This window comes from Afipia sp. 1NLS2 (assembly GCF_000178995.1).
Lineage (GTDB): Bacteria > Pseudomonadota > Alphaproteobacteria > Rhizobiales > Xanthobacteraceae > Afipia.
In genome coordinates this window covers 98,025-122,823 of the sequence record NZ_ADVZ01000005.1, presented here as the reverse complement: position 1 = coordinate 122,823, position 24,799 = coordinate 98,025, and the positions used below count along the sequence as shown (strand labels likewise).

General features: G+C 61.9%; 24 protein-coding genes and 1 tRNA gene. All 25 read left to right on the top strand.

What is annotated here, in order from left to right; all coding sequences use genetic code 11:
* Positions 1–65: 65 nt before the first annotated feature.
* The 25 genes from AFIDRAFT_RS16705 to AFIDRAFT_RS16585 all read left to right on the top strand — a co-directional run bounded on the left by AFIDRAFT_RS16705 (position 66) and on the right by AFIDRAFT_RS16585 (position 24,796).
* A tRNA-Asp gene (locus tag AFIDRAFT_RS16705) sits at positions 66–142 on the top strand.
* Between the two features lie 211 nt (positions 143–353).
* Positions 354–647, top strand: a complete 294-nt coding sequence (locus tag AFIDRAFT_RS16700; protein ID WP_009340787.1) for a hypothetical protein — start codon at positions 354–356, stop codon at positions 645–647.
* 194 nt (positions 648–841) lie between these two features.
* Positions 842–1,933, top strand: coding sequence for a tartrate dehydrogenase (locus tag AFIDRAFT_RS16695; RefSeq protein ID WP_009340786.1), 1,092 nt, complete (start codon positions 842–844; stop codon positions 1,931–1,933).
* Positions 1,934–2,118: 185 nt separating this feature from the next.
* Complete coding sequence (locus tag AFIDRAFT_RS16690; protein ID WP_002715621.1) at positions 2,119–2,484, top strand: NADH-quinone oxidoreductase subunit A; 366 nt, start codon at positions 2,119–2,121, stop codon at positions 2,482–2,484.
* Complete coding sequence (locus AFIDRAFT_RS16685; RefSeq protein WP_197083243.1) at positions 2,481–3,068, top strand: NuoB/complex I 20 kDa subunit family protein; 588 nt, start codon at positions 2,481–2,483, stop codon at positions 3,066–3,068. The genes AFIDRAFT_RS16690 and AFIDRAFT_RS16685 overlap by 4 nt, the downstream gene beginning before the upstream one ends.
* Positions 3,069–3,077: 9 nt before the next feature.
* On the top strand, positions 3,078–3,725 hold the full coding sequence (locus tag AFIDRAFT_RS16680) for an NADH-quinone oxidoreductase subunit C (protein ID WP_009340784.1): 648 nt from the start codon (positions 3,078–3,080) through the stop codon (positions 3,723–3,725).
* A complete protein-coding gene (locus AFIDRAFT_RS16675) occupies positions 3,722–4,153 on the top strand; it encodes a thioesterase family protein (RefSeq protein ID WP_009340783.1) in 432 nt (143 codons plus the stop codon). The genes AFIDRAFT_RS16680 and AFIDRAFT_RS16675 overlap by 4 nt, the downstream gene beginning before the upstream one ends.
* Positions 4,150–5,367 carry an NADH-quinone oxidoreductase subunit D gene (locus tag AFIDRAFT_RS16670; protein ID WP_009340782.1) on the top strand — a complete coding sequence of 406 codons (1,218 nt, stop codon included), beginning with the start codon at positions 4,150–4,152 and terminating at the stop codon, positions 5,365–5,367. The genes AFIDRAFT_RS16675 and AFIDRAFT_RS16670 overlap by 4 nt, the downstream gene beginning before the upstream one ends.
* Before the next feature lie 70 nt (positions 5,368–5,437).
* Positions 5,438–6,076 (top strand): NADH-quinone oxidoreductase subunit NuoE, encoded by a 639-nt coding sequence (gene nuoE, locus AFIDRAFT_RS16665; RefSeq protein ID WP_009340781.1) that lies wholly within the window; start codon positions 5,438–5,440, stop codon positions 6,074–6,076.
* Positions 6,076–7,401, top strand: a complete 1,326-nt coding sequence (nuoF, locus tag AFIDRAFT_RS16660; RefSeq protein WP_009340780.1) for an NADH-quinone oxidoreductase subunit NuoF — start codon at positions 6,076–6,078, stop codon at positions 7,399–7,401. Before nuoE ends, nuoF begins: the two co-directional genes overlap by 1 nt.
* A gap of 5 nt (positions 7,402–7,406) precedes the next feature.
* Positions 7,407–9,479: an NADH-quinone oxidoreductase subunit NuoG gene (gene nuoG, locus AFIDRAFT_RS16655; protein ID WP_009340779.1), complete on the top strand. Its 2,073-nt coding sequence runs from the start codon at positions 7,407–7,409 to the stop codon at positions 9,477–9,479.
* 7 nt (positions 9,480–9,486) lie between these two features.
* The gene (gene nuoH / locus AFIDRAFT_RS16650; protein WP_009340778.1) at positions 9,487–10,557 is read left to right on the top strand and encodes an NADH-quinone oxidoreductase subunit NuoH; all 1,071 of its coding nucleotides are present in this window, start codon (positions 9,487–9,489) and stop codon (positions 10,555–10,557) included.
* Positions 10,558–10,564: 7 nt separating this feature from the next.
* Positions 10,565–11,053 carry an NADH-quinone oxidoreductase subunit NuoI gene (gene nuoI / locus AFIDRAFT_RS16645; RefSeq protein WP_009340777.1) on the top strand — a complete coding sequence of 163 codons (489 nt, stop codon included), beginning with the start codon at positions 10,565–10,567 and terminating at the stop codon, positions 11,051–11,053.
* A gap of 6 nt (positions 11,054–11,059) precedes the next feature.
* Complete coding sequence (locus tag AFIDRAFT_RS16640; RefSeq protein ID WP_009340776.1) at positions 11,060–11,698, top strand: NADH-quinone oxidoreductase subunit J; 639 nt, start codon at positions 11,060–11,062, stop codon at positions 11,696–11,698.
* Positions 11,695–12,003 (top strand): NADH-quinone oxidoreductase subunit NuoK, encoded by a 309-nt coding sequence (nuoK, locus tag AFIDRAFT_RS16635; protein ID WP_002715632.1) that lies wholly within the window; start codon positions 11,695–11,697, stop codon positions 12,001–12,003. Before AFIDRAFT_RS16640 ends, nuoK begins: the two co-directional genes overlap by 4 nt.
* A 7-nt stretch (positions 12,004–12,010) precedes the next feature.
* A complete protein-coding gene (gene nuoL, locus AFIDRAFT_RS16630) occupies positions 12,011–14,092 on the top strand; it encodes an NADH-quinone oxidoreductase subunit L (RefSeq protein WP_009340775.1) in 2,082 nt (693 codons plus the stop codon).
* Positions 14,092–15,600, top strand: coding sequence for an NADH-quinone oxidoreductase subunit M (locus AFIDRAFT_RS16625; RefSeq protein WP_009340774.1), 1,509 nt, complete (start codon positions 14,092–14,094; stop codon positions 15,598–15,600). Before nuoL ends, AFIDRAFT_RS16625 begins: the two co-directional genes overlap by 1 nt.
* Before the next feature lie 15 nt (positions 15,601–15,615).
* The gene (nuoN, locus tag AFIDRAFT_RS16620) at positions 15,616–17,049 is read left to right on the top strand and encodes an NADH-quinone oxidoreductase subunit NuoN (RefSeq protein ID WP_009340773.1); all 1,434 of its coding nucleotides are present in this window, start codon (positions 15,616–15,618) and stop codon (positions 17,047–17,049) included.
* Positions 17,049–17,828, top strand: a complete 780-nt coding sequence (locus AFIDRAFT_RS16615) for a biotin--[acetyl-CoA-carboxylase] ligase (protein WP_009340772.1) — start codon at positions 17,049–17,051, stop codon at positions 17,826–17,828. The genes nuoN and AFIDRAFT_RS16615 overlap by 1 nt, the downstream gene beginning before the upstream one ends.
* Positions 17,828–19,498: a ribonuclease J gene (locus tag AFIDRAFT_RS16610; protein ID WP_009340771.1), complete on the top strand. Its 1,671-nt coding sequence runs from the start codon at positions 17,828–17,830 to the stop codon at positions 19,496–19,498. The genes AFIDRAFT_RS16615 and AFIDRAFT_RS16610 overlap by 1 nt, the downstream gene beginning before the upstream one ends.
* Positions 19,499–19,506: 8 nt before the next feature.
* Entirely contained in the window at positions 19,507–19,908 is a 402-nt protein-coding gene (mce, locus tag AFIDRAFT_RS16605) for a methylmalonyl-CoA epimerase (protein ID WP_040298611.1), read from the top strand.
* A gap of 1 nt (position 19,909) precedes the next feature.
* On the top strand, positions 19,910–20,185 hold the full coding sequence (locus AFIDRAFT_RS16600) for a DUF1467 family protein (RefSeq protein ID WP_009340769.1): 276 nt from the start codon (positions 19,910–19,912) through the stop codon (positions 20,183–20,185).
* 531 nt (positions 20,186–20,716) lie between these two features.
* Complete coding sequence (locus tag AFIDRAFT_RS16595) at positions 20,717–21,079, top strand: DUF2946 domain-containing protein (protein WP_009340768.1); 363 nt, start codon at positions 20,717–20,719, stop codon at positions 21,077–21,079.
* 85 nt (positions 21,080–21,164) lie between these two features.
* Positions 21,165–23,579: a TonB-dependent receptor family protein gene (locus AFIDRAFT_RS16590; RefSeq protein ID WP_009340767.1), complete on the top strand. Its 2,415-nt coding sequence runs from the start codon at positions 21,165–21,167 to the stop codon at positions 23,577–23,579.
* A complete protein-coding gene (locus AFIDRAFT_RS16585; RefSeq protein ID WP_009340766.1) occupies positions 23,576–24,796 on the top strand; it encodes a sialidase family protein in 1,221 nt (406 codons plus the stop codon). The genes AFIDRAFT_RS16590 and AFIDRAFT_RS16585 overlap by 4 nt, the downstream gene beginning before the upstream one ends.
* The last annotated feature ends 3 nt before the right edge of the window (positions 24,797–24,799 follow it).

Genomic DNA, 24,799 nt, shown 5'->3' with positions numbered 1-24,799 from the left:
CCTTGACTTGGATTGTAGCCTCCTTTAAGTCCCAGCGTCTCGCGGATCGATCACATCGGCCCGCTGCGGGAGTAGCTCAGTTGGTTAGAGTGCCGGCCTGTCACGCCGGAGGTCGCGGGTTCGAGCCCCGTCTCTCGCGCCACCTTTTCAAGGACTTAGCAAAAGTCTGAAAAGGGGCATGATCCCAGATGGTTCTGGGATTTTTTCATACATCCGACTTTGCATGATGACCTGATCGGCAGCTCGGCGCGCATTCCTGGGGAACTGACGCGGCCGTGCCACGTTAAGGGTGTGATATTTTTGTTGTTGATTCCCTCACGGGATCGCCATCGAAACCAAAATCAGGAAACAGCATGAAGATGATGAAGTATCTCGCCCCCGCGATCTTTGCGTCGTTTGTCGCCATTGCCACGGCGTCGGCTATGCCAACCTCCTCAACGACGGGACTGGACAGGGCGGATGTCTCATCCATCGTTCAGGTGCAGTATCACGGCCATGGACACCACCATGGCGCGCGCGGTCCGATCTACCGGCCCGGCGGCCGCTATTCGTCGGCTCCGCGCGGCTATCGCCGTTATGGTGCACGTCCGCATGACTGGCGCGCCCGGCGCTGTGTGATGGTGGGGCCAGTCTGGTTCTGCCCATAAGCGGATTGCAAAAAAAGAAAGCCCCGGCCTTGTGCCGGGGCTTTCGATTTCGGGGGCAGATTCGTGCCAGACATCGGAAGAGGGCGGAGGTGCATACTCCCTAGCACCTTATTGTTATCGCGAAGGAGCAGGGTTCGGCGCTATACCCCGCCGACCACCCCTTGCGATCCGCCCTCTGATTTCAGGAATTCCAGATGACCCAGCCTCGCTCCGGTACCAATCGCAAATACCGCCTCGCTATCATTCCCGGCGACGGGATCGGCAAGGAGGTCGTGCCGGAAGGCGTGCGGGTGCTGGAGGCGGCAGCGAAGAAATTCGGTTTTGAGCTGCAACTCGATGATTTCGATTTCGCCTCCTGCGACTACTACCAGAAGCACGGCCGGATGATGCCGGAAGACTGGAAGGAGCAGGTTATCCACCATGACGCGATCTTCTTCGGCGCAGTCGGCATGCCCGCCATTGTGCCCGACCACGTGTCGCTGTGGGGCTCGCTCATCAAATTCCGCCGTGAATTCGACCAATATGCCAACGTCCGCCCGGTGCGGCTGATGCCGGGGGTGAAATCGCCGCTGACGGGCCGCAAGCCAGGTGACATCGATTTCTTCGTGGTGCGCGAGAATACGGAGGGCGAGTACTCGTCCGTTGGTGGACGGATGTATCCTGGCACCGATCGGGAGATCGTCACCCAGCAAACGGTGATGTCTCGCACCGGGGTCGACCGCATTTTGAAATATGCCTTCGAACTCGCCCGGAAGAGCCCGAAGAAGCATCTGACCTCCGCGACCAAGTCCAATGGTATCTCGATCACGATGCCGTACTGGGACGAGCGGGTGAAGGCGATGGCCAAATCCTATCCCGACGTGAAATGGGACCAATATCACATCGATATTCTGGCGGCCCATTTCGTCCTGAACCCGGACCGCTTCAACGTGGTGGTGGCCTCGAATCTGTTTGGGGACATCCTCTCCGACCTCGGCCCGGCCTGTACCGGCACCATCGGAATCGCACCCTCGGGAAGTCTCAATCCGGAGCGCCGCTTTCCGTCCCTGTTCGAGCCGGTCCATGGCTCGGCACCCGACATCGCGGGGCAGGGCGTGGCCAACCCGATTGCACAGATATGGTCGGCGGCCCTGATGCTGGACCATTTGGGTGAAGCGGAGGCCTCCAAGGCCGTGATTGCGGCGATCGAGCGGGTGCTTCCGGAGGACAAGCTGCGGACCCGCGACCTTGGTGGCAGCGCGAACACGCAGGCCTGTGGCAAGGCCGTTGCAGCCACGCTCGGCTAGGCCGCGGATGCCTCGGGGGAAACATGAATTCGGCTTCTTCTTTGAGGCAAATCTTCGGTGTGCGCAGCGTTGCGGCTAGGCGGTATGCCTGTCTTGCCCTTACCGGTGGGCTGCGCTATTCCCCCTTCGAATTATTCCAAGGTTCGCGAATCCGCGGACATGATCGCCACAATTGAGGGTCTCCGATGGGCGGAATCTTGCAGAACTATCTGCCACTTGTGGTGTTTATCGGAGTAGCGGCCATTATCGGTCTGGCGTTGCTGGTTGCGCCGTTCCTGGTTGCCTATCAGCAGCCCGATCCGGAAAAACTGTCGGCCTACGAATGCGGCTTCAACGCCTTCGACGACGCCCGCATGAAATTCGACGTCCGCTTTTATCTGGTGGCGATTCTCTTCATCATCTTCGATCTGGAGGTCGCCTTCCTGTTCCCGTGGGCGGTGGCGTTCGGCAAGCTCGGCGCGGTCGGTTTCTGGTCGATGATGGTGTTCCTCGGCGTCCTGACCATCGGGTTCGCCTATGAGTGGAAGAAGGGTGCTCTTGAATGGGATTGAACCCGACCCCGGTGTCATCCGGCTCGCCGCAAATTTCACAGCCAGCGACGGGCGTGCTCGATCCGCGTACCGGCCAGCCGGTTGGCGCAGATGACCGCTATTTCCTCGAGATCAATCATGAGCTGTCCGACAAGGGGTTCTTCGTCGCGGCAGCCGACGATCTCATCACTTGGGCGCGCACCGGCTCGCTGATGTGGATGACGTTTGGCTTGGCCTGCTGCGCGGTCGAGATGATGCAGGTGTCGATGCCGCGCTACGACGTCGAGCGCTTTGGCTTCGCGCCGCGCGCTTCGCCGCGCCAGTCCGATGTCATGATCGTCGCCGGCACGCTGACCAACAAAATGGCCCCGGCTTTGCGTAAGGTCTATGACCAGATGCCGGAGCCGCGCTATGTGATCTCGATGGGGTCGTGCGCGAACGGTGGTGGCTACTATCACTATTCCTATTCGGTGGTTCGCGGTTGCGACCGCATCGTCCCGGTGGACATCTATGTGCCGGGCTGCCCGCCGACCGCGGAGGCGCTGCTCTACGGCGTCTTGCTCCTGCAAAAGAAGATCCGCCGTACCGGAACGATTGAACGCTAAGGTTGAATGATGGACGACGCCAGACTCGACGCTCTCGGTGAGACGATTGTTGGTGCGCTGCCAGGCGCGGCGCTCGGGCATGCGGTCGAGGTTGGCGAACTCAACATTTCGGTCGATCTCTCCCGGATTATCGAGGTCGCGCGTTTTCTCAAGACCGATCCGCGCTGCCGTTTCGTCAACATCATCGACGTGACCGCAGTCGACTATCCCGGCCGCGAGAATCGCTTCGATGTGGTCTATCACTTCATGTCACCGACGCTGAATGCGCGGCTGCGGCTGCGCGGGCAGGCGAACGAGACGACGCAGGTGCCTTCGATCATCAGCGTGTTTCCCGGCTGCGACTGGTTCGAGCGTGAGACCTACGACCTCTATGGTGTGATCTTCACTGGCCATCCCGACATGCGCCGGCTGCTGACCGATTACGGCTTCGAGGGTCATCCGCTGCGCAAGGATTTCCCGACCACTGGTTTCGTCGAGGTTCGCTATGACGACCAGGAAAAGCGCGTGGTTTACGACCCGGTGCGTCTGAACCAGGAGTTCCGCAAGTTCGACTTCCTCTCGCCATGGGAAGGCGCTGACTATCTGCTGCCGGGTGACGAGAAGGCGAGTGCCGTTTCGAATCCGCCGGGCGAAGAAAAGAAGGCATCGACGCCATGAAGCCTTCGCTCACCGCCGGATCGACCCATCGCTTCACCTACCGCGTGCCGGAGAACAAGACCGTGCCGCATCTGTTTCCCGAAGCGCGCGATTTCCAGATCATGCCGCACGTCTTCGCCACAGGTTACATGGTCGGCCTGATGGAGTGGGCCTGCATGGACATGATCCGCCCTCATCTCGAGGAGGGCGAGGGCACGCTCGGCACCCTGATCAACGTCAATCACACAGCAGCCACGCCGCCCGGCCTCACTATCCACGTCGATGTCGAGTGCACCGACGTGAAGGGCAAGCTGCTGCGCTTCAACGTCAAGGCCCATGACGGCGTCGATGTGATCGGCGAGGGCCGTCACGAGCGCTATGCCGTGATGTGGGACAAGTTTACGGCGCGGGTTTCCAAGAAGGCCGCGAAAGCGGGAGTAGCCGCATGAGCATTACCGAAGCCGACGCCCTGCGCGACACCCCCGGCACGCGCAATTTCACCATCAATTTCGGCCCGCAGCATCCGGCGGCCCACGGCGTGTTGCGCCTCGTGCTCGAACTCGACGGCGAGGTTGTCGAGCGTGTGGACCCGCACATTGGCCTCCTGCATCGCGGCACCGAGAAGCTGATCGAGCAGAAGACCTATCTGCAGGCGATTCCGTATTTCGATCGGCTCGATTACGTCGCGCCGATGAATCAGGAGCATGCCTTCTGCCTCGCGGCGGAAAAGCTGCTCGGCATCACCGTGCCGCGCCGCGGGCAACTGATCCGCGTTCTGTATTGCGAAATCGGCCGCATCCTTTCGCATCTTCTTAACGTCACCACGCAGGCGATGGACGTCGGCGCTCTGACGCCTCCGCTGTGGGGCTTCGAGGAACGCGAAAAGCTGATGATGTTCTATGAGCGGGCATCCGGTTCGCGCATGCATGCGGCGTTCTTCCGCATCGGCGGCGTGCATCAGGACCTGCCGCCGAAGCTGATCGACGATATCGACGCCTGGTGCGATGCCTTCCCCGAGAAGGTCGACGATCTCGAAGTGCTGCTCACCGACAATCGCATCTTCAAGCAGCGCAACGTCGACATCGGCGTGGTGACGCTCGAACAGGCGTGGGAGTGGGGCTTCTCCGGCGTGATGGTGCGCGGCTCGGGCGCTGCGTGGGATCTGCGCAAGGCGCAGCCATACGAGTGCTACGCCGAAATGGATTTCGACATCCCGATCGGCAAGAACGGCGACTGCTACGATCGCTACTGCATCCGCATCGAGGAGATGCACCAGTCGGTCCGTATCATGAAGCAGTGCATCGCCAAGCTGCGCGCGCCGGACGGGCAGGGGCCTGTCGTGATCGAGGACAACAAGATCACGCCGCCGCGCCGGGGCGAGATGAAGCGCTCGATGGAAGCGCTGATCCATCACTTCAAGCTCTACACCGAAGGCGTTCACGTTCCGGCGGGCGAGGTCTACGCCGCCGTGGAAGCGCCGAAGGGCGAGTTCGGCGTCTATCTCGTCGCCGACGGCACCAACAAGCCTTACAAGTGCAAGATCCGTGCGCCGGGTTTTGCGCACCTGCAGGCAATGGACTTCATCTGCAAGGGCCATTTGCTGGCTGACGTTTCCGCCATTCTCGGCTCCCTCGACATCGTGTTCGGCGAGGTGGACCGGTGATGGCTATGCATATCTACAATTTGGGCAGGAGCTTCGCGCGCTGCGGCTCCATGACGATCGAGAGAATGTAATGTCCGTTCGGCGTTTGGCACCGAAAGAGCTGCAGCCTGCGAGCTTCGTCTTTACGGACGAGAATCTCGCTTGGGCGAAGCAGCAGATTGCGAAATACCCGGAAGGGCGGCAGCAGTCGGCCGTGATCGCGATCCTGTGGCGCGCGCAGGAGCAGAACGAAGGCTGGGTGTCGGAAGCTGCGATCCGCGCGGTCGCGGACCTTCTCGGCATGGCGCATATCCGTGTCATGGAGATCGCGACCTTCTACACGATGTTCCAGCTTTCGCCGGTCGGCAAGAAAGCGCATGTGCAGGTCTGCGGCACCACGCCGTGCATGCTGCGCGGCGCGAAGGATCTGGTCGAGGTCTGCAAGCACCGCATCCATCACGATCCGTTCCACGTCTCGGCCGATGGCGACTTTTCGTGGGAAGAGGTCGAGTGCCTTGGCGCCTGCGTGAATGCGCCGATGGTGATGATCTGGAAGGATACCTACGAGGATCTGACGCCGGAGACGCTGAACAAGGTGCTGGACGGTTTTGCCTCGGGCAATCCGCCGAAGCCCGGCCCGCAGATCGATCGCCAGTTTGCGGCGCCCGTCGGTGGCCCGCGCGTTCTGCAGGAAGTCGGTGACGACGCGACCAAGAAGGGCAAGAAGTGATGCTCGACGACAAGGATCGCATCTTCAAGAATCTGTACGGCCTTCATGACTGGGGGCTGGAAGGCGCGCGCCGTCGCGGCGCATGGGATGGTACCAAGGCCATCATCGACAAGGGCCGCGACTGGATCGTCAGCGAAATGAAGGCGTCGGGTCTGCGCGGCCGTGGCGGCGCGGGTTTCCCGACCGGCATGAAATGGTCGTTCATGCCGAAGGAATCCACCGACGGCCGTCCGAGCTATCTCGTCGTCAACGCGGACGAATCTGAGCCCGGCACCTGCAAGGACCGCGAGATCATGCGGCACGATCCGCATCTGCTCGTGGAGGGCTGCCTGCTCGCGAGCTTCGCGATGGGCGCGCATGCCGCCTACATTTATATCCGCGGCGAATTCATCCGCGAGCGCGAGCATCTGCAGGCCGCCGTCGATCAGGCCTATGAGGCCAAGCTGATCGGCAAGGATAATGTCCACGGCTGGCCGTTCGATCTCTACGTAACCCACGGTGCGGGCGCCTATATCTGCGGCGAAGAGACGGCACTTCTGGAAAGCCTCGAAGGCAAGAAGGGCCAGCCGCGCCTGAAGCCGCCGTTCCCGGCGAATGTTGGTCTCTACGGTTGCCCGACCACGGTGAATAACGTCGAGTCGATCGCGGTCGCGCCGGACATTCTGCGGCGTGGTGCTGCGTGGTTTGCGGCCATCGGCCGTCCGAACAATGTCGGTACCAAGTTGTTCGGCATCTCCGGTCATGTGAATACGCCGTGCGTGGTGGAAGATGCGCTCGGCATCACCTTCAAGGAATTGATCGAGAAGCACGGCGGCGGCATTCGTGGCGGCTGGGATAATCTGTTGGCGATCATTCCCGGCGGCGCATCGTGCCCGCTGATCCCGGCGCATGATTGCGAAGAGCTCATTATGGATTTCGACGGCACCCGTGCGGTGAAGTCGAGCCTTGGCACCGCCGGTGTCATCGTCATGGACAAGTCCACCGACGTGGTCGCGGCGATCGCGCGCATTTCCTACTTCTTCAAGCACGAGAGCTGCGGTCAGTGCACGCCGTGCCGCGAAGGCACCGGCTGGATGTGGCGCGTGCTGACGCGCATGGTCGAAGGCCGCGCCCACAAGCGCGAGATCGACATGCTGCTGGAAGTCACCAAGCAGGTCGAAGGCCACACCATCTGCGCGCTCGGCGACGCGGCGGCATGGCCGATCCAGGGCCTGATCCGCGCCTTCCGGCCGGAGATCGAACGGCGCATCGACGACTTCACGCGCAAATCTACACTCGACGATCAGGGCATTCTTGACCCCGATCACATGGTCGCGGCGGAGTGAATGCGATGACCAAGATCCTCGTCGACGGAAAAGAAATCGATGTCCCGGCCGAGTACACGCTGTTGCAGGCGTGCGAGGCGGCGGGCGCCGAGATTCCGCGCTTCTGCTACCACGAGCGGCTATCCATCGCCGGCAACTGCCGCATGTGCCTCGTCGAGGTCGCTGGCTCGCCGAAGCCAGTCGCAAGCTGCGCCTGGGGCGTGCGCGACTGCCGGCCGGGCCCGAACGGCGAATTGCCCTCGGTGAAAACCAAGTCGCCGATGGTGAAGAAGGCACGCGAAGGCGTGATGGAATTCCTGCTCATCAACCATCCGCTCGATTGCCCGATCTGCGATCAGGGCGGCGAGTGCGATCTGCAGGATCAGGCGATGGGCTATGGTGTTGACACCAGCCGCTTCGCCGAGAACAAGCGCGCGGTCGAGGACAAATATCTCGGCGTGCTGGTCAAGACGGTGATGACCCGTTGCATCCAGTGCACGCGCTGCGTCCGCTTCGCCAACGAAGTGTGCGGCGTGCCGGAAATGGGCCTGATTGGCCGCGGCGAAGATGTCGAGATCACCACCTATCTCGAAAGCGCACTGACCTCCGAGTTGCAGGGCAACCTCGTGGACATCTGCCCGGTGGGCGCGCTGACCTCGAAGCCTTATGCGTTCGCCGCGCGCCCGTGGGAGCTGGGCAAGACGCAATCCGTGGACGTGATGGATGCGGTCGGCTCCGCGATCCGCGTCGATACCCGTGGCCGTGAAGTGATGCGCATCCTGCCGCGCGTCAACGAGGCGGTGAACGAAGAATGGATTTCCGACAAGACCCGTCACATCGTTGACGGTCTGCGCACCCAGCGCCTGGATCGTCCTTACATTCGTGAGAACGGCAAACTGCGTGCCGCGTCGTGGAGCGAGGCGTTTGCCGCCATCGCCGCGAAGAAGGTGCGGGGCAGCCGCATCGGCGCCATTGCGGGCGATCTCGCGGCCGTGGAAGAGATGTTCGCGCTGAAGGATCTGCTGTCGCGGCTCGGTTCGAACAACATCGCGACGCAGAATGTCGGCGCGTTCGATCCAAAGCTCGGCCGCGCGTCCTATCTGTTCAACCCGACCATTGCGGGTATCGAGGAAGCCGACGCGCTTCTCATCATCGGCGCAAATCCGCGCAAGGAAGCGCCGATCATCAACGCGCGTATCCGCAAGCGCTGGCGCACTGGCCAGATGAAGGTCGGCGTGATCGGCGAGAAGCCCGATCTGACCTATCGCTACGAACACCTCGGCGCGGGCGCCGACACCGTTGCGGAGATTGTTGCGGGCAAGCATTCGTTTGCCGACGTGCTCAAGGGCGCGAAGAAGCCGATCGTGCTGGTCGGGGCGGGCGCCTTTGGCCGCAAGGATGGCGCGGCTCTGCTGGCACAGGCCGCCTCATTGGCCTCAGGCATTGCTGCCGTGAAGGACGGCTGGAACGGTTTCGCCGTGCTGCACACAGCGGCCTCATCGGCCGGTGCGCTCGACATCGGCTTCGTGCCGGGCGAGGGCGGCCTTGATATAGAGAAGATGCTCGCTCCCGGCGCGCTGGACGTTCTGGTTCTGCTCGGTGCGGACGAGGTCGAAGTGCCTGCGGGCACGTTCGTCGTCTATATCGGCACCCATGGCGACCGTGGCGCACACCGCGCCGACGTCATCCTGCCGGGCGCGGCCTACACCGAAAAGAGCGGCATCTACGTCAACACCGAAGGGCGCGTGCAGATGGCCAACCGCGCAGGCTTCCCGCCGGGCGATGCCCGCGAGGATTGGGCGGTGCTGCGTGCACTGTCGGACACGCTCGGCGAGCGGCTGCCTTACGACTCCTTGCAGCAGTTGCGGCAGGCGATGTTCAAGACCGTGCCGCACCTGATGCGTCTCGACCAGATCGAGGCGTCGGATGGAGCGGCCGCGCTGAAGGCGCTGGCTGCGCGGGGCGGTGCTGCCGACAAGGCCGCCTTCAAGAGCCCGGTTGCCGACTTCTATCTGACCAATCCGATTGCCCGTGCATCCGCGGTGATGGCCGAATGTTCGCGCCTTGCCTCCGGGCAAGTCCTGAGCGCAGCGGAGTAGTGAGCTGATGTCCGAATTCTTCGCAAGCTCTGTCTGGACGGACTTCCTCTGGCCGCTGATCGTGATGCTGGCGGAAAGCGTGCTGCTGCTCGTCGTGCTGCTGGTCGCGATCGCCTACATCCTGCTCGCCGACCGCAAGATCTGGGCGGCGGTACAGATTCGCCGTGGTCCGAACGTGGTCGGCCCATGGGGTCTTTTCCAATCCTTCGCCGATCTTCTGAAGTTCGTGCTGAAGGAGCCGACGATTCCGGATGGTGCCAACAAGGGCATCTTCCTGCTCGCGCCACTCGTCTCCTGCGTGCTGGCGCTGGCGGCCTGGGCGGTGATCCCGGTCAACCTCAATTGGGTGATTGCCGACATCAATGTCGGCATCCTCTATATCCTCGCGATCTCCTCGCTGTCGGTCTACGGCATCATCATGGCGGGCTGGTCGTCGAACTCGAAATATCCGTTCATGGCGGCGCTGCGTTCGGCGGCGCAGATGGTGTCTTATGAAGTCTCGATCGGCTTCGTCATCATCACTGTGCTTCTGTGCGTCGGTTCGCTGAATCTCACTGCGATCGTCGAGGCGCAGCACCATCGCGGACTCGCCACCATGCTCGGCGTGCCGTGGCTCAGCTTCCTGAACTGGTACTGGTTGCCGCTGCTGCCGATGTTCGTGGTGTTCTACGTCTCGGCGCTTGCGGAAACCAATCGCCCGCCGTTCGATCTCGTGGAAGCGGAATCCGAACTCGTCGCGGGCTTCATGACCGAATACGGCTCGACACCGTATCTCCTGTTCATGCTCGGCGAGTACGTTGCGATCTGCACCATGTGCGCGATGGCCGCCATCCTGTTCATGGGCGGCTGGCTGCCACCGGTCGACCTGCCGCCGTTCAGCTGGGTGCCGGGCGTGATCTGGTTTACGCTCAAGGCATTCGCGTTCTTCTTCATGATCGCGATGGCGAAGGCGATCGTGCCGCGCTACCGCTACGATCAGTTGATGCGGCTCGGCTGGAAAGTGTTCCTGCCGCTGTCGCTGGCGATGGTCGTGATTGTTGCAGGCGTCCTGCAGTTTGCCCAATGGGCGCCGAAGTGAGGGCATCATGGGAATAGCATCAGCCGTCAACTCGCTTCTGCTCAAGGAATTCGCCGCCGCCTTCGTGGTGACGATGCGCTACTTCTTCAAGCCGAAGCCGACCGTGAACTATCCGTTCGAGAAGAACCCGATCTCGCCGCGCTTCCGCGGCGAGCATGCGCTGCGCCGTTATCCGAACGGCGAGGAGCGATGCATCGCCTGCAAGCTGTGCGAGGCGATCTGCCCGGCGCAGGCCATCACCATCGAGGCGGGGCCGCGCCGCAACGACGGCACGCGCCGCACCGTGCGCTATGACATCGACATGGTGAAGTGCATCTATTGCGGCCTGTGCCAGGAAGCCTGCCCGGTGGATGCCATTGTCGAGGGACCGAACTTTGAGTTCGCCACCGAGACGCGCGAAGAACTCTACTACGACAAGGCCCGATTGCTCGCGAACGGCGACCGCTGGGAACGCGAGATTGCCAAGAACATCGAACAAGACGCGCCGTACAGGTAACGCCTCATGATCCTTCCCGCGCTGTTCTTTTATCTCTTTGCTGGCGTCTGCGTCGCCTCGGCCGTGATGGTCGTGACCGCGCGCAACCCGGTGCATTCGGTGCTGTTCCTGATCCTGACCTTCGTTAACGCGGCGGGACTGTTCGTGCTCCTGAACGCCGAATTCCTCGCGATGATCCTGATCGTGGTCTATGTCGGCGCGGTCGCGGTTCTGTTCCTGTTCGTCATCATGATGCTGGACGTGGACTTCGCCGAACTGCGGCAGGGCTTTATCGAGTATCTGCCGGTGGGCCTGCTGATCGGCGCGATCTTCCTCGCCGAACTGCTGCTGGTCGCGGGCGGCTGGGTGCTGAGCCCGAATGTCGCTCATTCGATCACCGCGCCGATCCCGGCGACCGTCACCAATACCGAAGCCATCGGCCTCGTGCTCTACACGCGCTATATCCATTACTTCCAGCTCGCGGGCCTCGTGCTGCTGGTGGCGATGATCGGCGCCATCGTGCTGACGCTGCGTCACAAGCCGAGCGTCAAGCGGCAGAACATCAGCGCCCAGAATGCGCGCGGCAAGGCGACCGCGATGGCGGTGCGTCAGGTGCCATCGGGGCAGGGGCTGCAGGACGCCGACGCCGGGGAGTGGGTGAAATGACGATCGGTCTTGGGCATTATCTGGCTGTCGCCGCGATCCTGTTCACGCTCGGGATTCTCGGCATCTTCCTCAACCGGAAGAACGTCATCATCATCCTGATGTCGGTCGAGTTGATCCTTTTGTCGGTCAACATCAACCTCGTGTCGTTCTCGAGCTTCCTCCATGACATCGTCGGTCAGGTGTTCGCGCTGCTGGTTCTTACGGTGGCAGCGGCCGAGGCGGCGATTGGCCTTGCGATCCTCGTCGTTTACTTCCGCAACCGCGGCTCCATCGCAGTCGAAGACATCAACCTGATGAAGGGCTGACAGGGTTATGATTCAGGCGATTGTTTTCCTGCCACTGATCGGCGCGCTGATTGCGGGCCTCATCACGCTCCTCGGCGCGCATGCGCGTTGCCCCGGCGGCGACGAGATGGACCACGCGCACGGGCATGACGATCATGCTCATGGCGCGGCGCACGCTCATGACGCCCACCACGATGCGGATCATGGTCACGACGATCACGGCCCGGTCGAACCGGCGGCGGCAGGCTCTCGCCTGGCCGAAGTCATCACCACCGCGCTGCTGCTGACGTCGGCGGCGCTCGCCTGGGTGATGTTCGTCGATGTCGCGCTGATGCATCACGACCTGCGCGTGGTGCTGACGAGCTGGATTGATTCCGGCACTCTCAAGATCAACTGGGCGTTGCGCGTGGATACGCTGACGGCGGTGATGCTGGTCGTGGTCACGACCGTGTCCTCGCTCGTCCATCTGTATTCGGTCGGCTACATGAACGAGGACCCGAACCGTCCGCGCTTCATGGCGTACTTGTCGCTGTTCACCTTCGCGATGCTGATGCTGGTGACCTCCGACAACCTCGTGCAACTGTTCTTCGGCTGGGAAGGCGTGGGCCTTGCGAGCTATCTCTTGATCGGCTTCTGGTACAAGAAGCCCTCGGCGAACGCGGCCGCGATCAAGGCATTCGTTGTCAACCGCGTCGGCGATTTCGGCTTCGCCCTCGGCATCTTCGCGATCTTCGCACTGGTCGGCTCAACGGACTTCGAGACGATCTTCGCGGGCGCCCCCGGCCTCGTCGGCAAGACCATCCATCTGTTCCGCTGGGACGTCGATGCGCTGACGCTGACCTGCCTGTTGCTGTTCATGGGCGCGATGGGCAAGTCCGCACAGTTCCTGCTGCACACTTGGTTGCCGGACGCGATGGAAGGCCCGACGCCGGTCTCTGCACTGATCCACGCCGCGACCATGGTGACCGCCGGCGTGTTCATGGTGGCGCGCCTGTCGCCGCTGTTTGAACTGGCACCCCACGCCAAGGCCTTCGTGATGTTGATCGGCGCGACCACGGCGCTGTTCGCCGCAACCGTCGGTCTCGTGCAGAACGACATCAAGCGCGTCGTCGCATATTCGACCTGTTCGCAGCTCGGCTACATGTTCGTGGCGATGGGGGCGGGCGCTTATTCCGTCGGCATCTTCCATCTGTTCACGCACGCCTTCTTCAAGGCGCTGCTGTTCCTGGGTTCGGGCTCGGTGATCCTCGCGATGCATCACGAGCAGGACATGCGCAACATGGGCGGGCTGTGGCGGAAAATTCCGTTCACCTACGCCACCATGGTGATCGGCACGCTGGCGCTGACGGGCTTCCCGCTCACCGCGGGCTACTTCTCGAAGGATGCGATCATCGAAGCCGCCTTCGCCGCAGACAGCAGCAACCCGTTCGCGTTCTACGGCTTTCTCTGCACCGTGGTCGCGGCAGGCCTGACCTCGTTCTACTCGTGGCGCCTGATTTTCATGACCTTCCACGGCAAGCCGCATGACGAGCATCATTACGAGGCGGCGCATGAAAGCCCGCTGGTGATGCTGATCCCGCTCGCGGTACTTGCGATCGGCTCCTTCGCCGCCGGCTTCCCGTTCAAGGAATTGTTCGCGGGTCATGGCGTCGAGGAGTTCTTCCGCTCGGCGCTGAAGGTCGACGGTCATGTGATGGAAGGGATGCACCACATCCCGCACTGGATCGGCTTCCTGCCGACGCTGATGATGCTGATCGGTCTTGCGATGGCGTATCTGTTCTATATCGCCAAGCCGTATCTGCCGGTCGAACTCGCTCACCAGCAGCCGCTGCTCTACAAATTCTTGCTCAACAAGTGGTACTTCGACGAGCTGTACGACGTGATCTTCGTGCGCACGGCCAAGTGGATCGGCTACACGCTGTGGAAGAAGGGCGATGGCATGCTGATCGATGGGTTGGGGCCTGACGGCGTGTCCAAGCGGGTACTGGACGTGACGCGGGGCGTCGTCAAGCTGCAGACCGGATATCTCTATCACTACGCCTTCGCCATGCTGATCGGCGTGGCGGGGCTTATCACCTGGTTCATGTTCGGTCTCGGGGGCCAGCAATAATGACCACCTGGCCTGTTCTTTCCGTCACCACCTTCCTGCCGGTCGCTGGCGCGGTGCTGCTGTATCTGCTGGCGCGGGGCAACGATGCTGTTGCCGCCCGCAACGCGCGCTGGATCGCGCTGTGGACCACCGTCATCACCTTCGCGGTGTCGCTGGTTCTGCTGCTGCATTTCGATCCATCGCAGCCTGGCTTCCAGTTCGTCGAGAAGGGCCAGTGGCTGGGTGCTGCGATCAACTACCACATGGGCGTGGACGGCATTTCGCTGCCGTTCGTGATCCTGACCACGGCGCTGATGCCGTTCTGCATCCTCGCGAGCTGGAAATCGATCCAGAACCGTGTGCGCGAATACATGATGGCGTTTCTGTTCCTTGAGACGCTGATGATCGGCACGTTCTCGTCGCTCGACCTCGTGCTGTTCTATCTGTTTTTCGAAGGCGGCCTGATCCCGATGTTCCTCATCATCGGCGTCTGGGGCGGCCCGCGCCGCGTTTATGCGAGCTTCAAGTTCTTCCTCTACACGCTGCTCGGCTCGGTGCTGATGCTGCTCGCCATCATGGCGCTGTATGCGAAGGCAGGCACCACCGATATTCCGACGCTGATGACGACGAACCTGCCGCACAATCTCCAGCGGTGGGCGTGGCTGGCGTTCTTCGCGTCCTTCGCGGTGAAGATGCCGATGTGGCCGGTCCACACATGGTTGCCGGATGCGCACGTCGAAGCGCCGACCGCGGGCTCCGTGGTGCTCGCCGCGATCCTGTTGAAGATGGGCGGCTACGGCTTCCTGCGGTTCTCGCTGCCGATGTTCCCGCTGGCTTCGCATGATTTCGCGCCGCTGGTATGGACGCTGTCGGCCATCGCCATCGTTTACACCTCGCTGGTCGCGCTGATGCAGGAGGACATGAAGAAGCTGATCGCTTATTCGTCCGTCGCGCATATGGGCTTCGTCACGATGGGCATTTTCGCGGGCACCATGCAGGGCGTCGCCGGCGGCGTGTTCCAGATGATTTCGCACGGCATCGTGTCCGGCGCGCTGTTCCTCTGCGTCGGCGTGATCTACGACCGCATGCACACCCGCGAGATCGCGGCCTATGGCGGCCTCGTTAACCGCATGCCGCTGTATGCCTTCACATTCCTTCTGTTCACCATGGCCAATGTCGGCCTGCCGGGAACCTCCGGCTTCGTCGGTGAATTCCTGACGCTGCTGGGCACCTTCAAGGTGTCGGTCCCGACCGCGATCTTCGCCACTCTCGGCGTGATCCTGTCGGCGGCCTATGCGCTGTGGCTGTATCGCAAGATCGTGTTCGGCGAGATGACCAAGGCGTCGCTCGCCAGCATCAAGGACATGACCGGGCGCGAGATCGCGATCTTCGTGCCGTTCATCGTTCTCACCATTCTGTTCGGCGTGTATCCGAAGCCGGTGCTGGATATGTCGGCGGCATCGATCCATCAACTCGTCGAGAATTACGGCGCGGCGGTTCATGCCGTCAAAGCCGCGGCACTATTTTAAGAGCAGGGCGCACGAATGAACGTCAACGTCGCAGATTATTCGCTGCTTCCGGTCCTGCCCGAGATCGTGCTCGCGCTGGGCGCAATGGCGCTCCTGATGCTGGGTGCGTATCGCGGCGAGCGCACGGTGCGCATCGTCACAATTCTGGCGGTCGTGCTTCTGGCCGTGACGCTGGTGCTGGAACTGATGCTGCCCGCCGGGCGACTGACGACGTTCGGCAACAGCTTCGTGGTCGATGACTACGCGCGCTTCCTGAAAACCGTGATGCTGGTCGCGTCCGCCGCGACGCTGGTGATTTCGCGCGGCTTCCTCACCAATCAGGCGCGGATTTTTGAATATTCGATCCTCGTGTTGCTCTCCAGCGTCGGCATGATGGTGCTGATCTCGGCGACGGACCTGATCACGCTTTACCTTGGCTACGAGTTGATGAGCCTTGCGCTCTATGTCGTCGCCGCAAGCCACCGCGACAATCTGAAGTCGACGGAAGCGGGCCTGAAGTACTTCGTGCTCGGTGCGCTGTCATCAGGCATGATGCTGTATGGCGCATCATTGATCTACGGCTTCACCGGCACGGTGGAGTTCGCAGGCATTGCCGCCGCTGCCAAGACCGGCAGCATCGGTGTGATCTTCGGCATCGTCTTCCTGCTGGTCGGGCTGTGCTTCAAGATCTCGATCGTGCCGTTCCACATGTGGACGCCGGACGTTTACGAGGGCGCGCCGACGCCAGTGACGGCGTTCTTCGCCTCCGCCCCGAAGGTCGCAGCGCTTGCGGTGCTGGTGCGCGTGCTGCTCACCGCATTCCCGAACGTGACGCATGACTGGCAGCAGATCGTCACCTTCGTTTCCATCGCTTCGATGGCGCTGGGCTCATTCGCCGCGATCGGTCAGAAGAACATCAAGCGCCTGATGGCCTATTCCTCGATCGGCCATATGGGCTTCGCGCTGGTTGGTCTCGCGGCGGGCACGGCGCAGGGTGCGCAGGGCGTGCTGATCTATCTCGCGATCTACGTGGCGATGACGTTCGGCAGCTTCTCGTTCATTCTCTGTCTGAAGCGTAACGGCCAGCCGTTCGAGCAGATCAGCGATTTCGCTGGTCTGTCGCGGACCAACCCGTATCTCGCTTTCATGTTCGCGATGCTGCTGTTCTCGCTCGCGGGCATTCCGCCGCTTGCTGGCTTCTTCGCGAAGTTCTACGTTTTCCTCGCTGCGATCCAGGCCGGGCTTTACCCTCTGGCGGTGATCGGCGTGCTGACGAGCGTAGTGGGCGCGTTCTACTATCTCGCCATCATCAAGACGATGTATTTCGACGAGGCCAAGGGTGCGGTCGATCCGATGGCGGGTGAGCTGCGCACAGTGCTGACGCTCGCAGGCATCTTCAACCTCCTGTACTTCGCCTATCCCGGTCCTCTGGTCAGTGCGGCCACGGCTGCGGCGAAGTCGCTGTTCTGATGGGTTTCGCGCTCGGACCCCGAGCACGATCAGCACAATACCGCCTTGTCAGCTTCGACACACTCAACTCGACCAACGCCGAGGCGCTGACGCGCCTGCGCGCGGGTGAGCGCGGACCGCTCTGGCTTGCCACCGCGCACCAGACGGCAGGGCATGGACGGCGGCAGCGGGCGTGGATTTCTCCGCCGGGCAATCTTGCCTGCAGCGTCGTCGAAACACTCACAGCCGATCACGCAGGCGCGGCGACGCTGGGCTTCGCGGCGGGCCTCGCACTGGAGACGGCACTACGGCAGGTGAGCGGTGATGCGGCTTTGTTCAGGCTGAAATGGCCGAACGATGTGCTCGCGAACGAGGCCAAGCTCGCGGGTATCCTGATCGAGGCGGAAGCGACGCCGGACAGCCTTGCAGCGGTCGTCGGCATGGGTCTCAACGTCGTCGCCGCCCCAGAAGGCACGCCATATCCGGCGACCTCGCTCAAGGCGTTGGGACTTGTGACGGATGCGGAGACACTATTCGCGGCGCTGACGGACGCATGGGCCGAGTGGTTCTCGATCTGGGATCATGGCCGGGGCTTTGAGGCGATCCGCACGCAATGGCTTGCGCGCGCGGCCGGGCTCGGCGCGGCGATACAGGTGCGGCAAGGCGATCGCGTGATTGACGGAACGTTCGAGACCATCGACGAGGCCGGGCGTCTTGTCGTGTCTCATGGCGGCGGGGCCACCACGGTGGCCGCGGGTGATGTTTATTTCGGTGCGGCGATGTCCGCGGGAGCGGCATGATGGCGCGTGCAGACGAACTGAGTTTTGTGCCGCTCGGAGGCGTCGGCGAGATCGGCATGAACCTGTCGCTCTACGGCCTCGGCAAGGGCCGGCAGCGCTCATGGCTTGCGGTCGATCTTGGCGTGTCGTTCGGCAACGAGGAGCATCTGCCGGGGATCGACGTGGTGATGCCCGACACCCGCTTCATCGAATCCGAAAAGAAGAATCTCGTCGGCCTCGTGCTGACGCATGCCCACGAAGACCATTTCGGCGCGATCATTGATCTGTGGCCACGGCTGCAATGTCCGATCTTCGCCACGAAGTTTTCCGCCGCGCTGTTCGAGGCGAAGTGTGCGAGCGAACGCAACCCGCCGAATATCCCGGTTACTGTGATCGAATCCGGCGGACGGGTCGATATCGGCCCGTTCAACGTCGAATTCGTCGCCGTGCAGCACTCGATTCCGGAATCGCATGCGCTGGCGATCCGCACGTCCGAGGGGCTGGTGCTTCACACCGGCGACTGGAAACTCGATCCCACGCCGCTGATCGGTGAGCCGACCAATGAGAAGCGGCTGCGCGAACTCGGCGACGAGGGCGTACTGGCACTGATCGGCGATTCCACCAATGCCGTGCGGGAGGGCCGTTCGCCGTCCGAGCGCGAAGTCGCGCATGGTCTGACCGAGATCATCAAGGACGCAAAGGGGCGGGTGGCGGTAACCACCTTCGCCTCCAATGTTTCGCGAATGCGCGCCGTGGCGGAAGCCGCGCGCGAGGCGGACCGGGAGGTCGTGCTGATCGGGCGCGCGATGGAGCGCGTGGCGCAGGTCGCGCGCGAGACCGGTTATCTCGACGGCATCGCGCCCTTTCGCAGCGCCGACCTCTATGGTCATTTTCCGCCGAACAAGGTGCTGGCGCTGTGCACCGGCAGCCAGGGTGAGCCGCGCGCGGCGCTGGCGCGCATCGCCAATGACGATCATCCCGAGGTGACGCTCAACAGTGGCGATACGGTCATTTTCTCCTCGCGCACCATTCCTGGCAACGAGAAGTCGGTCGGAACGATCATCAACGGCCTTGTCAGTCAGGGCATCAAGGTCATCACCGACAGGACCCACATGGTCCACGTCTCCGGCCATCCGCGCCGCGACGAGCTGCGCGACATGATCTCATGGGTGCGACCGCAACTGCTGATTCCGGCGCATGGCGAGGCGTTGCATCTGTCGGAACATGCGAGCCTCGCGCGGTCCTGTGGCGTACCGAAGGTGCTGATCTGCAAGAATGGCGATCAGGTCCGGCTTGCGCCGGGCGAGCCTGCCATCATTGAGCAGGTGCCGTCTGGCCGCCTCTACAAGGACGGCAAGATTCTGGAGGACCAGAACGCGCGCGCGGTGGTGGCACGGCGACGGCTGGCGTTTGCCGGCAGTGCGTTCGTGGCATTGGCGCTGACGGAGCAGGGGGAACTGGCGGACGATCCACAGGTCGACTTGGTGGGCATTCCCGAGCGCAATGCCGCAGGCGAGTTGATGGATGAACTGATTTTCGACGTCGCGGTTGCGACCTTCGACAACCTGCCGCGCGCCAAACGGCGCGATTCCGATGCGGTCGGTGAAGCGGTGCGGCGCGCGGTCCGCTCGGCGATCGCCGAGCAGTGGGGCAAGAAGACGGTCTGCGTCGTCCACGTTCTGGAGGTCTGAAAGGCGTGATGCTGGGCCGGCTCAACCACATGGCGATCGCAGTCAGGGATGCACGGGCAGCTGCCGCCGTCTATGCGGCAGCTGGTGCCGAGGTATCCGCACCGGCAGACCAGCCGGAGCACGGCGTCGTCACGGTGTTTGTGACGCTGCCAAACACCAAGATCGAGTTCATCGAGCCTTTGGGCGAGGCGTCGCCGATCTCAAAATTCCTTGAGCGCAACCCGGATGGTGGCATTCACCACATTTGCTTCGAGGTTGATGATATTATCGCGGCGCGCGACCGGCTCGTTGCCGATGGCAGGCGGGTGCTTGGCGACGGTACACCGCGCATCGGGGCGCACGGCAAGCCGGTGCTGTTTTTCCACCCGAAGGATTTTTCGGGAACACTGATCGAGATCGAGGAGGCGTAAAATGGCTCAGACAATCTCCTCCGCCTTTGCGATCTATTTCGTCGTCTGGTGGATCACCCTGTTCGCGGTGCTGCCGTTCGGCGTGCACAGCCAGCAGGAAAGCGGCGAGGTGAGCATGGGGACCGATCCCGGCGCGCCGGTGCTGGCGCGCATGGGCCGTAAGCTGCTGTGGACGACGCTGATCTCGTCGATTATTTTCGGCTGTGCATTTTTTGCATATCAGTTCGGGTTTATCGATATGGATCGCATAAGTAAGGCGATCGGCCTGCCGTTTTGATCCACGGAATTGGATCGTGACACGATCAAATTGAATGGTCTGATATTTTTCCATCGCTATCGCGCTTGATCCAGCGCAATGCGCGCGTAGCTGCGCGCGATCAGCATGATGCGAACAGAGCCAGGCCACCAAAGATGAGGTCGACAAAGACAGGCGAGAAAATGGGCCGGAAATAGGGGCAAAAAAAGAGCAGGGCCGGAAGCCCTGCTGCTTAAATGTCGCGACCCTGTGTCCCCGAACAGTTGGATCTATCGTTGTTTAGACGGGGATGACGCTGCGTTGTGCGCGTCGGGCCTCCTCCCAAGACCTAGACCACAGCAGGTTCGGCAGTATGGCCGCCCTGACTGACGCGCATGTGTAGCGCAAGATTTTCCGCCTGTCATCATTTTTGGAAACAAAATTCATATTGGAGTCCGGCTTTGAATTTTTGTTGCGCGGCGGTGTTCTAAATGGAGGAACAAGCGATATCGACATTTCGATATTGCCGTGCTTAGTCAGTCACACCCGGATTTTCATCCGGTGGGGGTAGCAATGCGCAGGCGGCTGGGACATCTGGTTCCCATCATCATGATCGCGGTTCTGGTGCAGCTTTTTGCACCGATTGCGATGATGCGTGCCGCTGCCGCCGCGACCTCCGATCCGCTCAGCGGTATTGTGATCTGCGCAGGGCATGGCGACGAGGCTTCCGACGCCGCGCCCGCGGCAAATCATGTGGCCTGTTGCCCGCTTTGCGTTCTGGCGCATGTCGCACCGACTCTCGATCATCCCATTGCACCTTACGTCGCCATCCAGCGCGTCTATCAGCGTGTGGCGTGGCTCGAGAGCCGGACGCCATTCCGCAGCAGCGGAATCGATGATCGGCCGCATGCGCGCGGCCCTCCCGCCTATTCCTGATTGAGACAGTCCACGCGGCGGCGAAACCCGCCTGCCGTTCTCATGTTCGAAACAACTGCCCATGGCAGTTATCGGGAATATTTCAATGTTCAAGCCAAACGCCCTTGGTGGCGTCACGATTCTCGCCGCTTGCGGCGCGCTCTTTGCTGGTGCGTCATCCAGCCTTGCCGACCACGTCGACGGCCACGTTCTCCCCGAGGTGATGGTAGATGCGCCGCGCACGGCGCGCGCCAAGCCCGCCCGCAAGCCGAAAGCGCGCGCGGCTGCGGCAACACGATCCTCGCGATCCGCCGCCAGCACGCCAGCAAATCCGCCACGGGTGATTGTGACCGGCGGCAGCACTACGCCGGCGGCGGCGCTTGCGGGGCTGACGCAATCGCCGACCGGCCAGACCACGACCACCATTGGCCACGATCAGTTCGACAATCGCCCGTCGTTTTCAGTGAGCGACGTGCTGCGCGACAGCCCTGGTATCTCGGTGAAGCAGGGCAACGGGCCGCGCGATTTCGGCATCTCGATTCGCGGCTCGAACGCGCGCAACGGCTTCGGCATCCGCAACATGGTGATCTTCGACGACGGCTTTCCGGTGACCCAGCCGGACGGCCTCTCCCGAAGTGATCTGATTGATCCGCACGCCTATGGCGCCATCGACGTGATCCGGGGGCCGTCCTCGGCGCTGTACGGCAATTATGCCACCGGTGGCGCGCTGAATTTCCGCACCCGTCCCGGCGGCAGCATCGACGGCGTCGAGTACGGCATCGATGGCGGCAGCTTCGGCTACCTCAACAATTATTTCACCGTCGGAAAGAAAGTCGGCAACTTCGAAGCCTCGCTGTTCGCGAGCGATGCACGCGGCGACGGCTTCATCGGCAATAGCTGGTTCAACACCCAGACGGTGAATTTCCTCGGCACCTATCAGGCGACGCCCGACGACCGCTTCACGCTGAAGATCATCAACAACAATCTCGATGCGCGGCTACCGATCCGGCTGTCGCTCAACCAGTTTGAGCAGAATCCGTTCCAGCGCGGCTGTTCGACTTTTGCGGGCATGGCACCGGGTTGTGCGACGGTGACGCTCAATAAAAACGGTTTCAATAATTCTGCTGGGGTAGACAAGGAGACTGCGGAACAGGCGGGACTCAACCGCGATGACCGCCGGACCATCGTCGGTGCGCGGTGGGAGCACGATTTCGACAACCAGACGACATGGCGCAACCAGTTGGTGTTCGACGACCGCAATATCAATCAGCCGACGGGGACGACCAGTGCGATCGGCGATTATCCCTCCTACAATTTCATGAGCGACATCACCCACAAGGGTCAGTTGTTCGGTTTCGATTCCACGACTTACTTTGGCGGCTTCTACAACACGCTGAGTTGGTCCGGCGACACCCGCAACGTGATGCCGGGCGGCAACGCCACGCTCGGGCTGCTGTCCTCGAACGTCACCGGCACGCACACCAATTTCGGCCTGCGGGCACGCGAAGAGGTGCGATTGACCGATGCGCTGACCTCCATCGCCGGGATCGGCTGGGAAAACACTCAGCTCAAAGGCGTGAACACCGCGTATAAATATCCTCCCACCAACGATCCGACCGCAACGCTAGCGCTGACTCCAGCCGACAAGCAGTTCACCAACGTCGCGCCGGAAGTCGCGCTGCTCTACAAGTTCAGTAATGAGTGGCAGGGGCGGGCGCGCGTCGGCACCGGCTACGGCACGCCGCAGCTCGGCAACCTGTTCGTGCTTGCCAATGGCCAGAACGGCAACAACACGAACCTCGTGCCGCAGCGGAATGTCGGCTACGACCTCGGGGTCGACTGGACGCCTAACAAGACGGTCAAGGTCAGCCTCACCGGCTTCTATGAATTCTTCCGCAACGAGCTTGTGTCGCAGGCCACACCACCGAACCAACCGAATTCCAGCTTCATGTTCAACGCGCCGCGCTCGGAGCATCGCGGCATCGAACTCGCCGCCGACTGGCGATTCCAGCCCGGCTGGCGCGCGACGCTCGCCTATACCTATCTCGATGAGATCTACACCGACTACACCGAGATACTGAATAACGGCGCGAGCTTCAGCTTCAATCGTGCGGGCAATAAAATTCCCGGCATCTCTCCGAACGAACTGACTGCGCGTCTCGGCTATGACGAGATGGCGGGCATCTATGCCGGCCTCGGCGCGTTCGTCGAAGTCCAGTGGAAGGATGCCTTCTACATGGACAACGCCAATCTGCTGAAAGCGCCGGGCTACGAACTGGTGAATCTCAACGTGCACTATACGACTGGCCTGAAGTCGGACGTCTTCAAGACACTCAATGTTTACTTTGAGGTCCGCAACCTGTTCGATAGGACCTACGTTGCCTCGGCCAATAATATCCCAAATAGTGTGTCGAACACCGGCATACAGGATTCGGCGAGCGTTCTGGCAAACAAGACAGGCTCGATCTACGCGGGCTCGCCGCGTGCATTCATCGCCGGCATGAAGGTGGCGTTCCGATGAAACAGGTCATCATGAAAAAGTGGATTGCTTCCGCTGCCGCGCTGATGCTTTGGCAGGCGCCAGCGCTTGCGCATGACATGCATAGCCACGCAAGCGATGCCGGTTGCACGGAAGTCGCGCTGTCTTGCGCGACCAAGGTGACACCCGCATTTGGGCCGGATGGCAAGCTCTGGATCGCGATGCTGGCGGGCGGCAAGGTCGCCGTTGCCAGCTCAACAGATGGCGGACGAAATTTCAGCAAGCCTGTTGCCGTCACCGATCAGAAGCTCGATATGGACTGGGGCCCGGATGCACGCCCCAAGATCGTGATCGACAAGCACGGCGACCTGATCGTGGCGTTCTCGACGTTCCGCGACAAGGCATTTAACGGCGAGGTCTTCACCACGCGCTCGGCTGATGGCGGCAAGACGTTCGCTCCCATCAAGCCCATCACGCCGAGCAATGTCAGCCAGCGGTTCGAGGCGCTCGCGCTCGACAATGATGGCACGGTGTTCGCGGCATGGCTCGACAAGCGCAACCGCGCGCCCGCGAAGAAGAAGGGCGAAGCCTATGATGGCGCGGGTCTGTTCTTCGCGACATCGCGGGACGGCGTGGTGTATTCGCAGGCGCAGCTTGTGCACGACAACACCTGCGAGTGTTGCCGCCTCGGTGTGGCGTTTGCCGGTCATGGGCGCCCAGTCGTGATCTTCCGCAATATCTTCGAGGGCGGTGTACGCGATCACGCCATCACGACGTTCAGCAATCTGAAAACGCCCGGCGCTATTCACCGCGTCAGCAATGACGACTGGAAGATTTCCGCCTGTCCGCATCAGGGACCAAGCCTGTCGATCGCGCCGACCGGCACCTATCATGCGACCTGGTACACCAACGGCAAAAATCGTCAGGGCCTGTTCTATGCGCGCTCGACTGATGGCGGCGCGACATTCTCCGATCCGGTCGCGATCGGCGATCCGTCGCACAATCCGGCGCGGGCCTTCGTGCTTGCCACCGCCAAAGATACTTATCTGGCGTGGAAGGAATTCGACGGAGAGAAGACCACGGTGCGAATGATGCAATCCACCGATGACGGCAAGACATGGTCGGAGCCGAAGACAGTCGCAGCGACGGCAGATTCCTCAGACCATCCGTTGCTGGTGAGCTATGGCCGCACAGTGTTCCTGTCGTGGATGACAAAGAAGGACGGCTATCATTTCCAGCCGGTCGGGCAGAGAACATGAGAC

Excerpts from the sequence above, each read along its gene's own strand:
- nuoI (WP_009340777.1), top strand. The coding sequence starts at position 10,565 with ATGGGAATAGCATCAGCCGTCAACTCGCTTCTGCTCAAGGAATTCGCC.
- nuoF (WP_009340780.1), top strand. The coding sequence starts at position 6,076 with ATGCTCGACGACAAGGATCGCATCTTCAAGAATCTGTACGGCCTTCAT.
- AFIDRAFT_RS16670 (WP_009340782.1), top strand. The coding sequence starts at position 4,150 with ATGAGCATTACCGAAGCCGACGCCCTGCGCGACACCCCCGGCACGCGC.
- AFIDRAFT_RS16625 (WP_009340774.1), top strand. The coding sequence starts at position 14,092 with ATGACCACCTGGCCTGTTCTTTCCGTCACCACCTTCCTGCCGGTCGCT.
- AFIDRAFT_RS16600 (WP_009340769.1), top strand. The coding sequence starts at position 19,910 with ATGGCTCAGACAATCTCCTCCGCCTTTGCGATCTATTTCGTCGTCTGG.
- AFIDRAFT_RS16700 (WP_009340787.1), top strand. The coding sequence starts at position 354 with ATGAAGATGATGAAGTATCTCGCCCCCGCGATCTTTGCGTCGTTTGTC.
- nuoE (WP_009340781.1), top strand. The coding sequence starts at position 5,438 with ATGTCCGTTCGGCGTTTGGCACCGAAAGAGCTGCAGCCTGCGAGCTTC.
- nuoG (WP_009340779.1), top strand. The coding sequence starts at position 7,407 with ATGACCAAGATCCTCGTCGACGGAAAAGAAATCGATGTCCCGGCCGAG.
- AFIDRAFT_RS16615 (WP_009340772.1), top strand. The coding sequence starts at position 17,049 with ATGGGTTTCGCGCTCGGACCCCGAGCACGATCAGCACAATACCGCCTT.
- AFIDRAFT_RS16680 (WP_009340784.1), top strand. The coding sequence starts at position 3,078 with ATGGACGACGCCAGACTCGACGCTCTCGGTGAGACGATTGTTGGTGCG.
- AFIDRAFT_RS16640 (WP_009340776.1), top strand. The coding sequence starts at position 11,060 with ATGATCCTTCCCGCGCTGTTCTTTTATCTCTTTGCTGGCGTCTGCGTC.
- AFIDRAFT_RS16675 (WP_009340783.1), top strand. The coding sequence starts at position 3,722 with ATGAAGCCTTCGCTCACCGCCGGATCGACCCATCGCTTCACCTACCGC.
- nuoN (WP_009340773.1), top strand. The coding sequence starts at position 15,616 with ATGAACGTCAACGTCGCAGATTATTCGCTGCTTCCGGTCCTGCCCGAG.
- AFIDRAFT_RS16690 (WP_002715621.1), top strand. The coding sequence starts at position 2,119 with ATGGGCGGAATCTTGCAGAACTATCTGCCACTTGTGGTGTTTATCGGA.
- AFIDRAFT_RS16590 (WP_009340767.1), top strand. The coding sequence starts at position 21,165 with ATGTTCAAGCCAAACGCCCTTGGTGGCGTCACGATTCTCGCCGCTTGC.
- nuoK (WP_002715632.1), top strand. The coding sequence starts at position 11,695 with ATGACGATCGGTCTTGGGCATTATCTGGCTGTCGCCGCGATCCTGTTC.
- nuoH (WP_009340778.1), top strand. The coding sequence starts at position 9,487 with ATGTCCGAATTCTTCGCAAGCTCTGTCTGGACGGACTTCCTCTGGCCG.
- mce (WP_040298611.1), top strand. The coding sequence starts at position 19,507 with ATGCTGGGCCGGCTCAACCACATGGCGATCGCAGTCAGGGATGCACGG.
- AFIDRAFT_RS16595 (WP_009340768.1), top strand. The coding sequence starts at position 20,717 with ATGCGCAGGCGGCTGGGACATCTGGTTCCCATCATCATGATCGCGGTT.
- AFIDRAFT_RS16610 (WP_009340771.1), top strand. The coding sequence starts at position 17,828 with ATGGCGCGTGCAGACGAACTGAGTTTTGTGCCGCTCGGAGGCGTCGGC.
- AFIDRAFT_RS16695 (WP_009340786.1), top strand. The coding sequence starts at position 842 with ATGACCCAGCCTCGCTCCGGTACCAATCGCAAATACCGCCTCGCTATC.
- AFIDRAFT_RS16585 (WP_009340766.1), top strand. The coding sequence starts at position 23,576 with ATGAAACAGGTCATCATGAAAAAGTGGATTGCTTCCGCTGCCGCGCTG.
- nuoL (WP_009340775.1), top strand. The coding sequence starts at position 12,011 with ATGATTCAGGCGATTGTTTTCCTGCCACTGATCGGCGCGCTGATTGCG.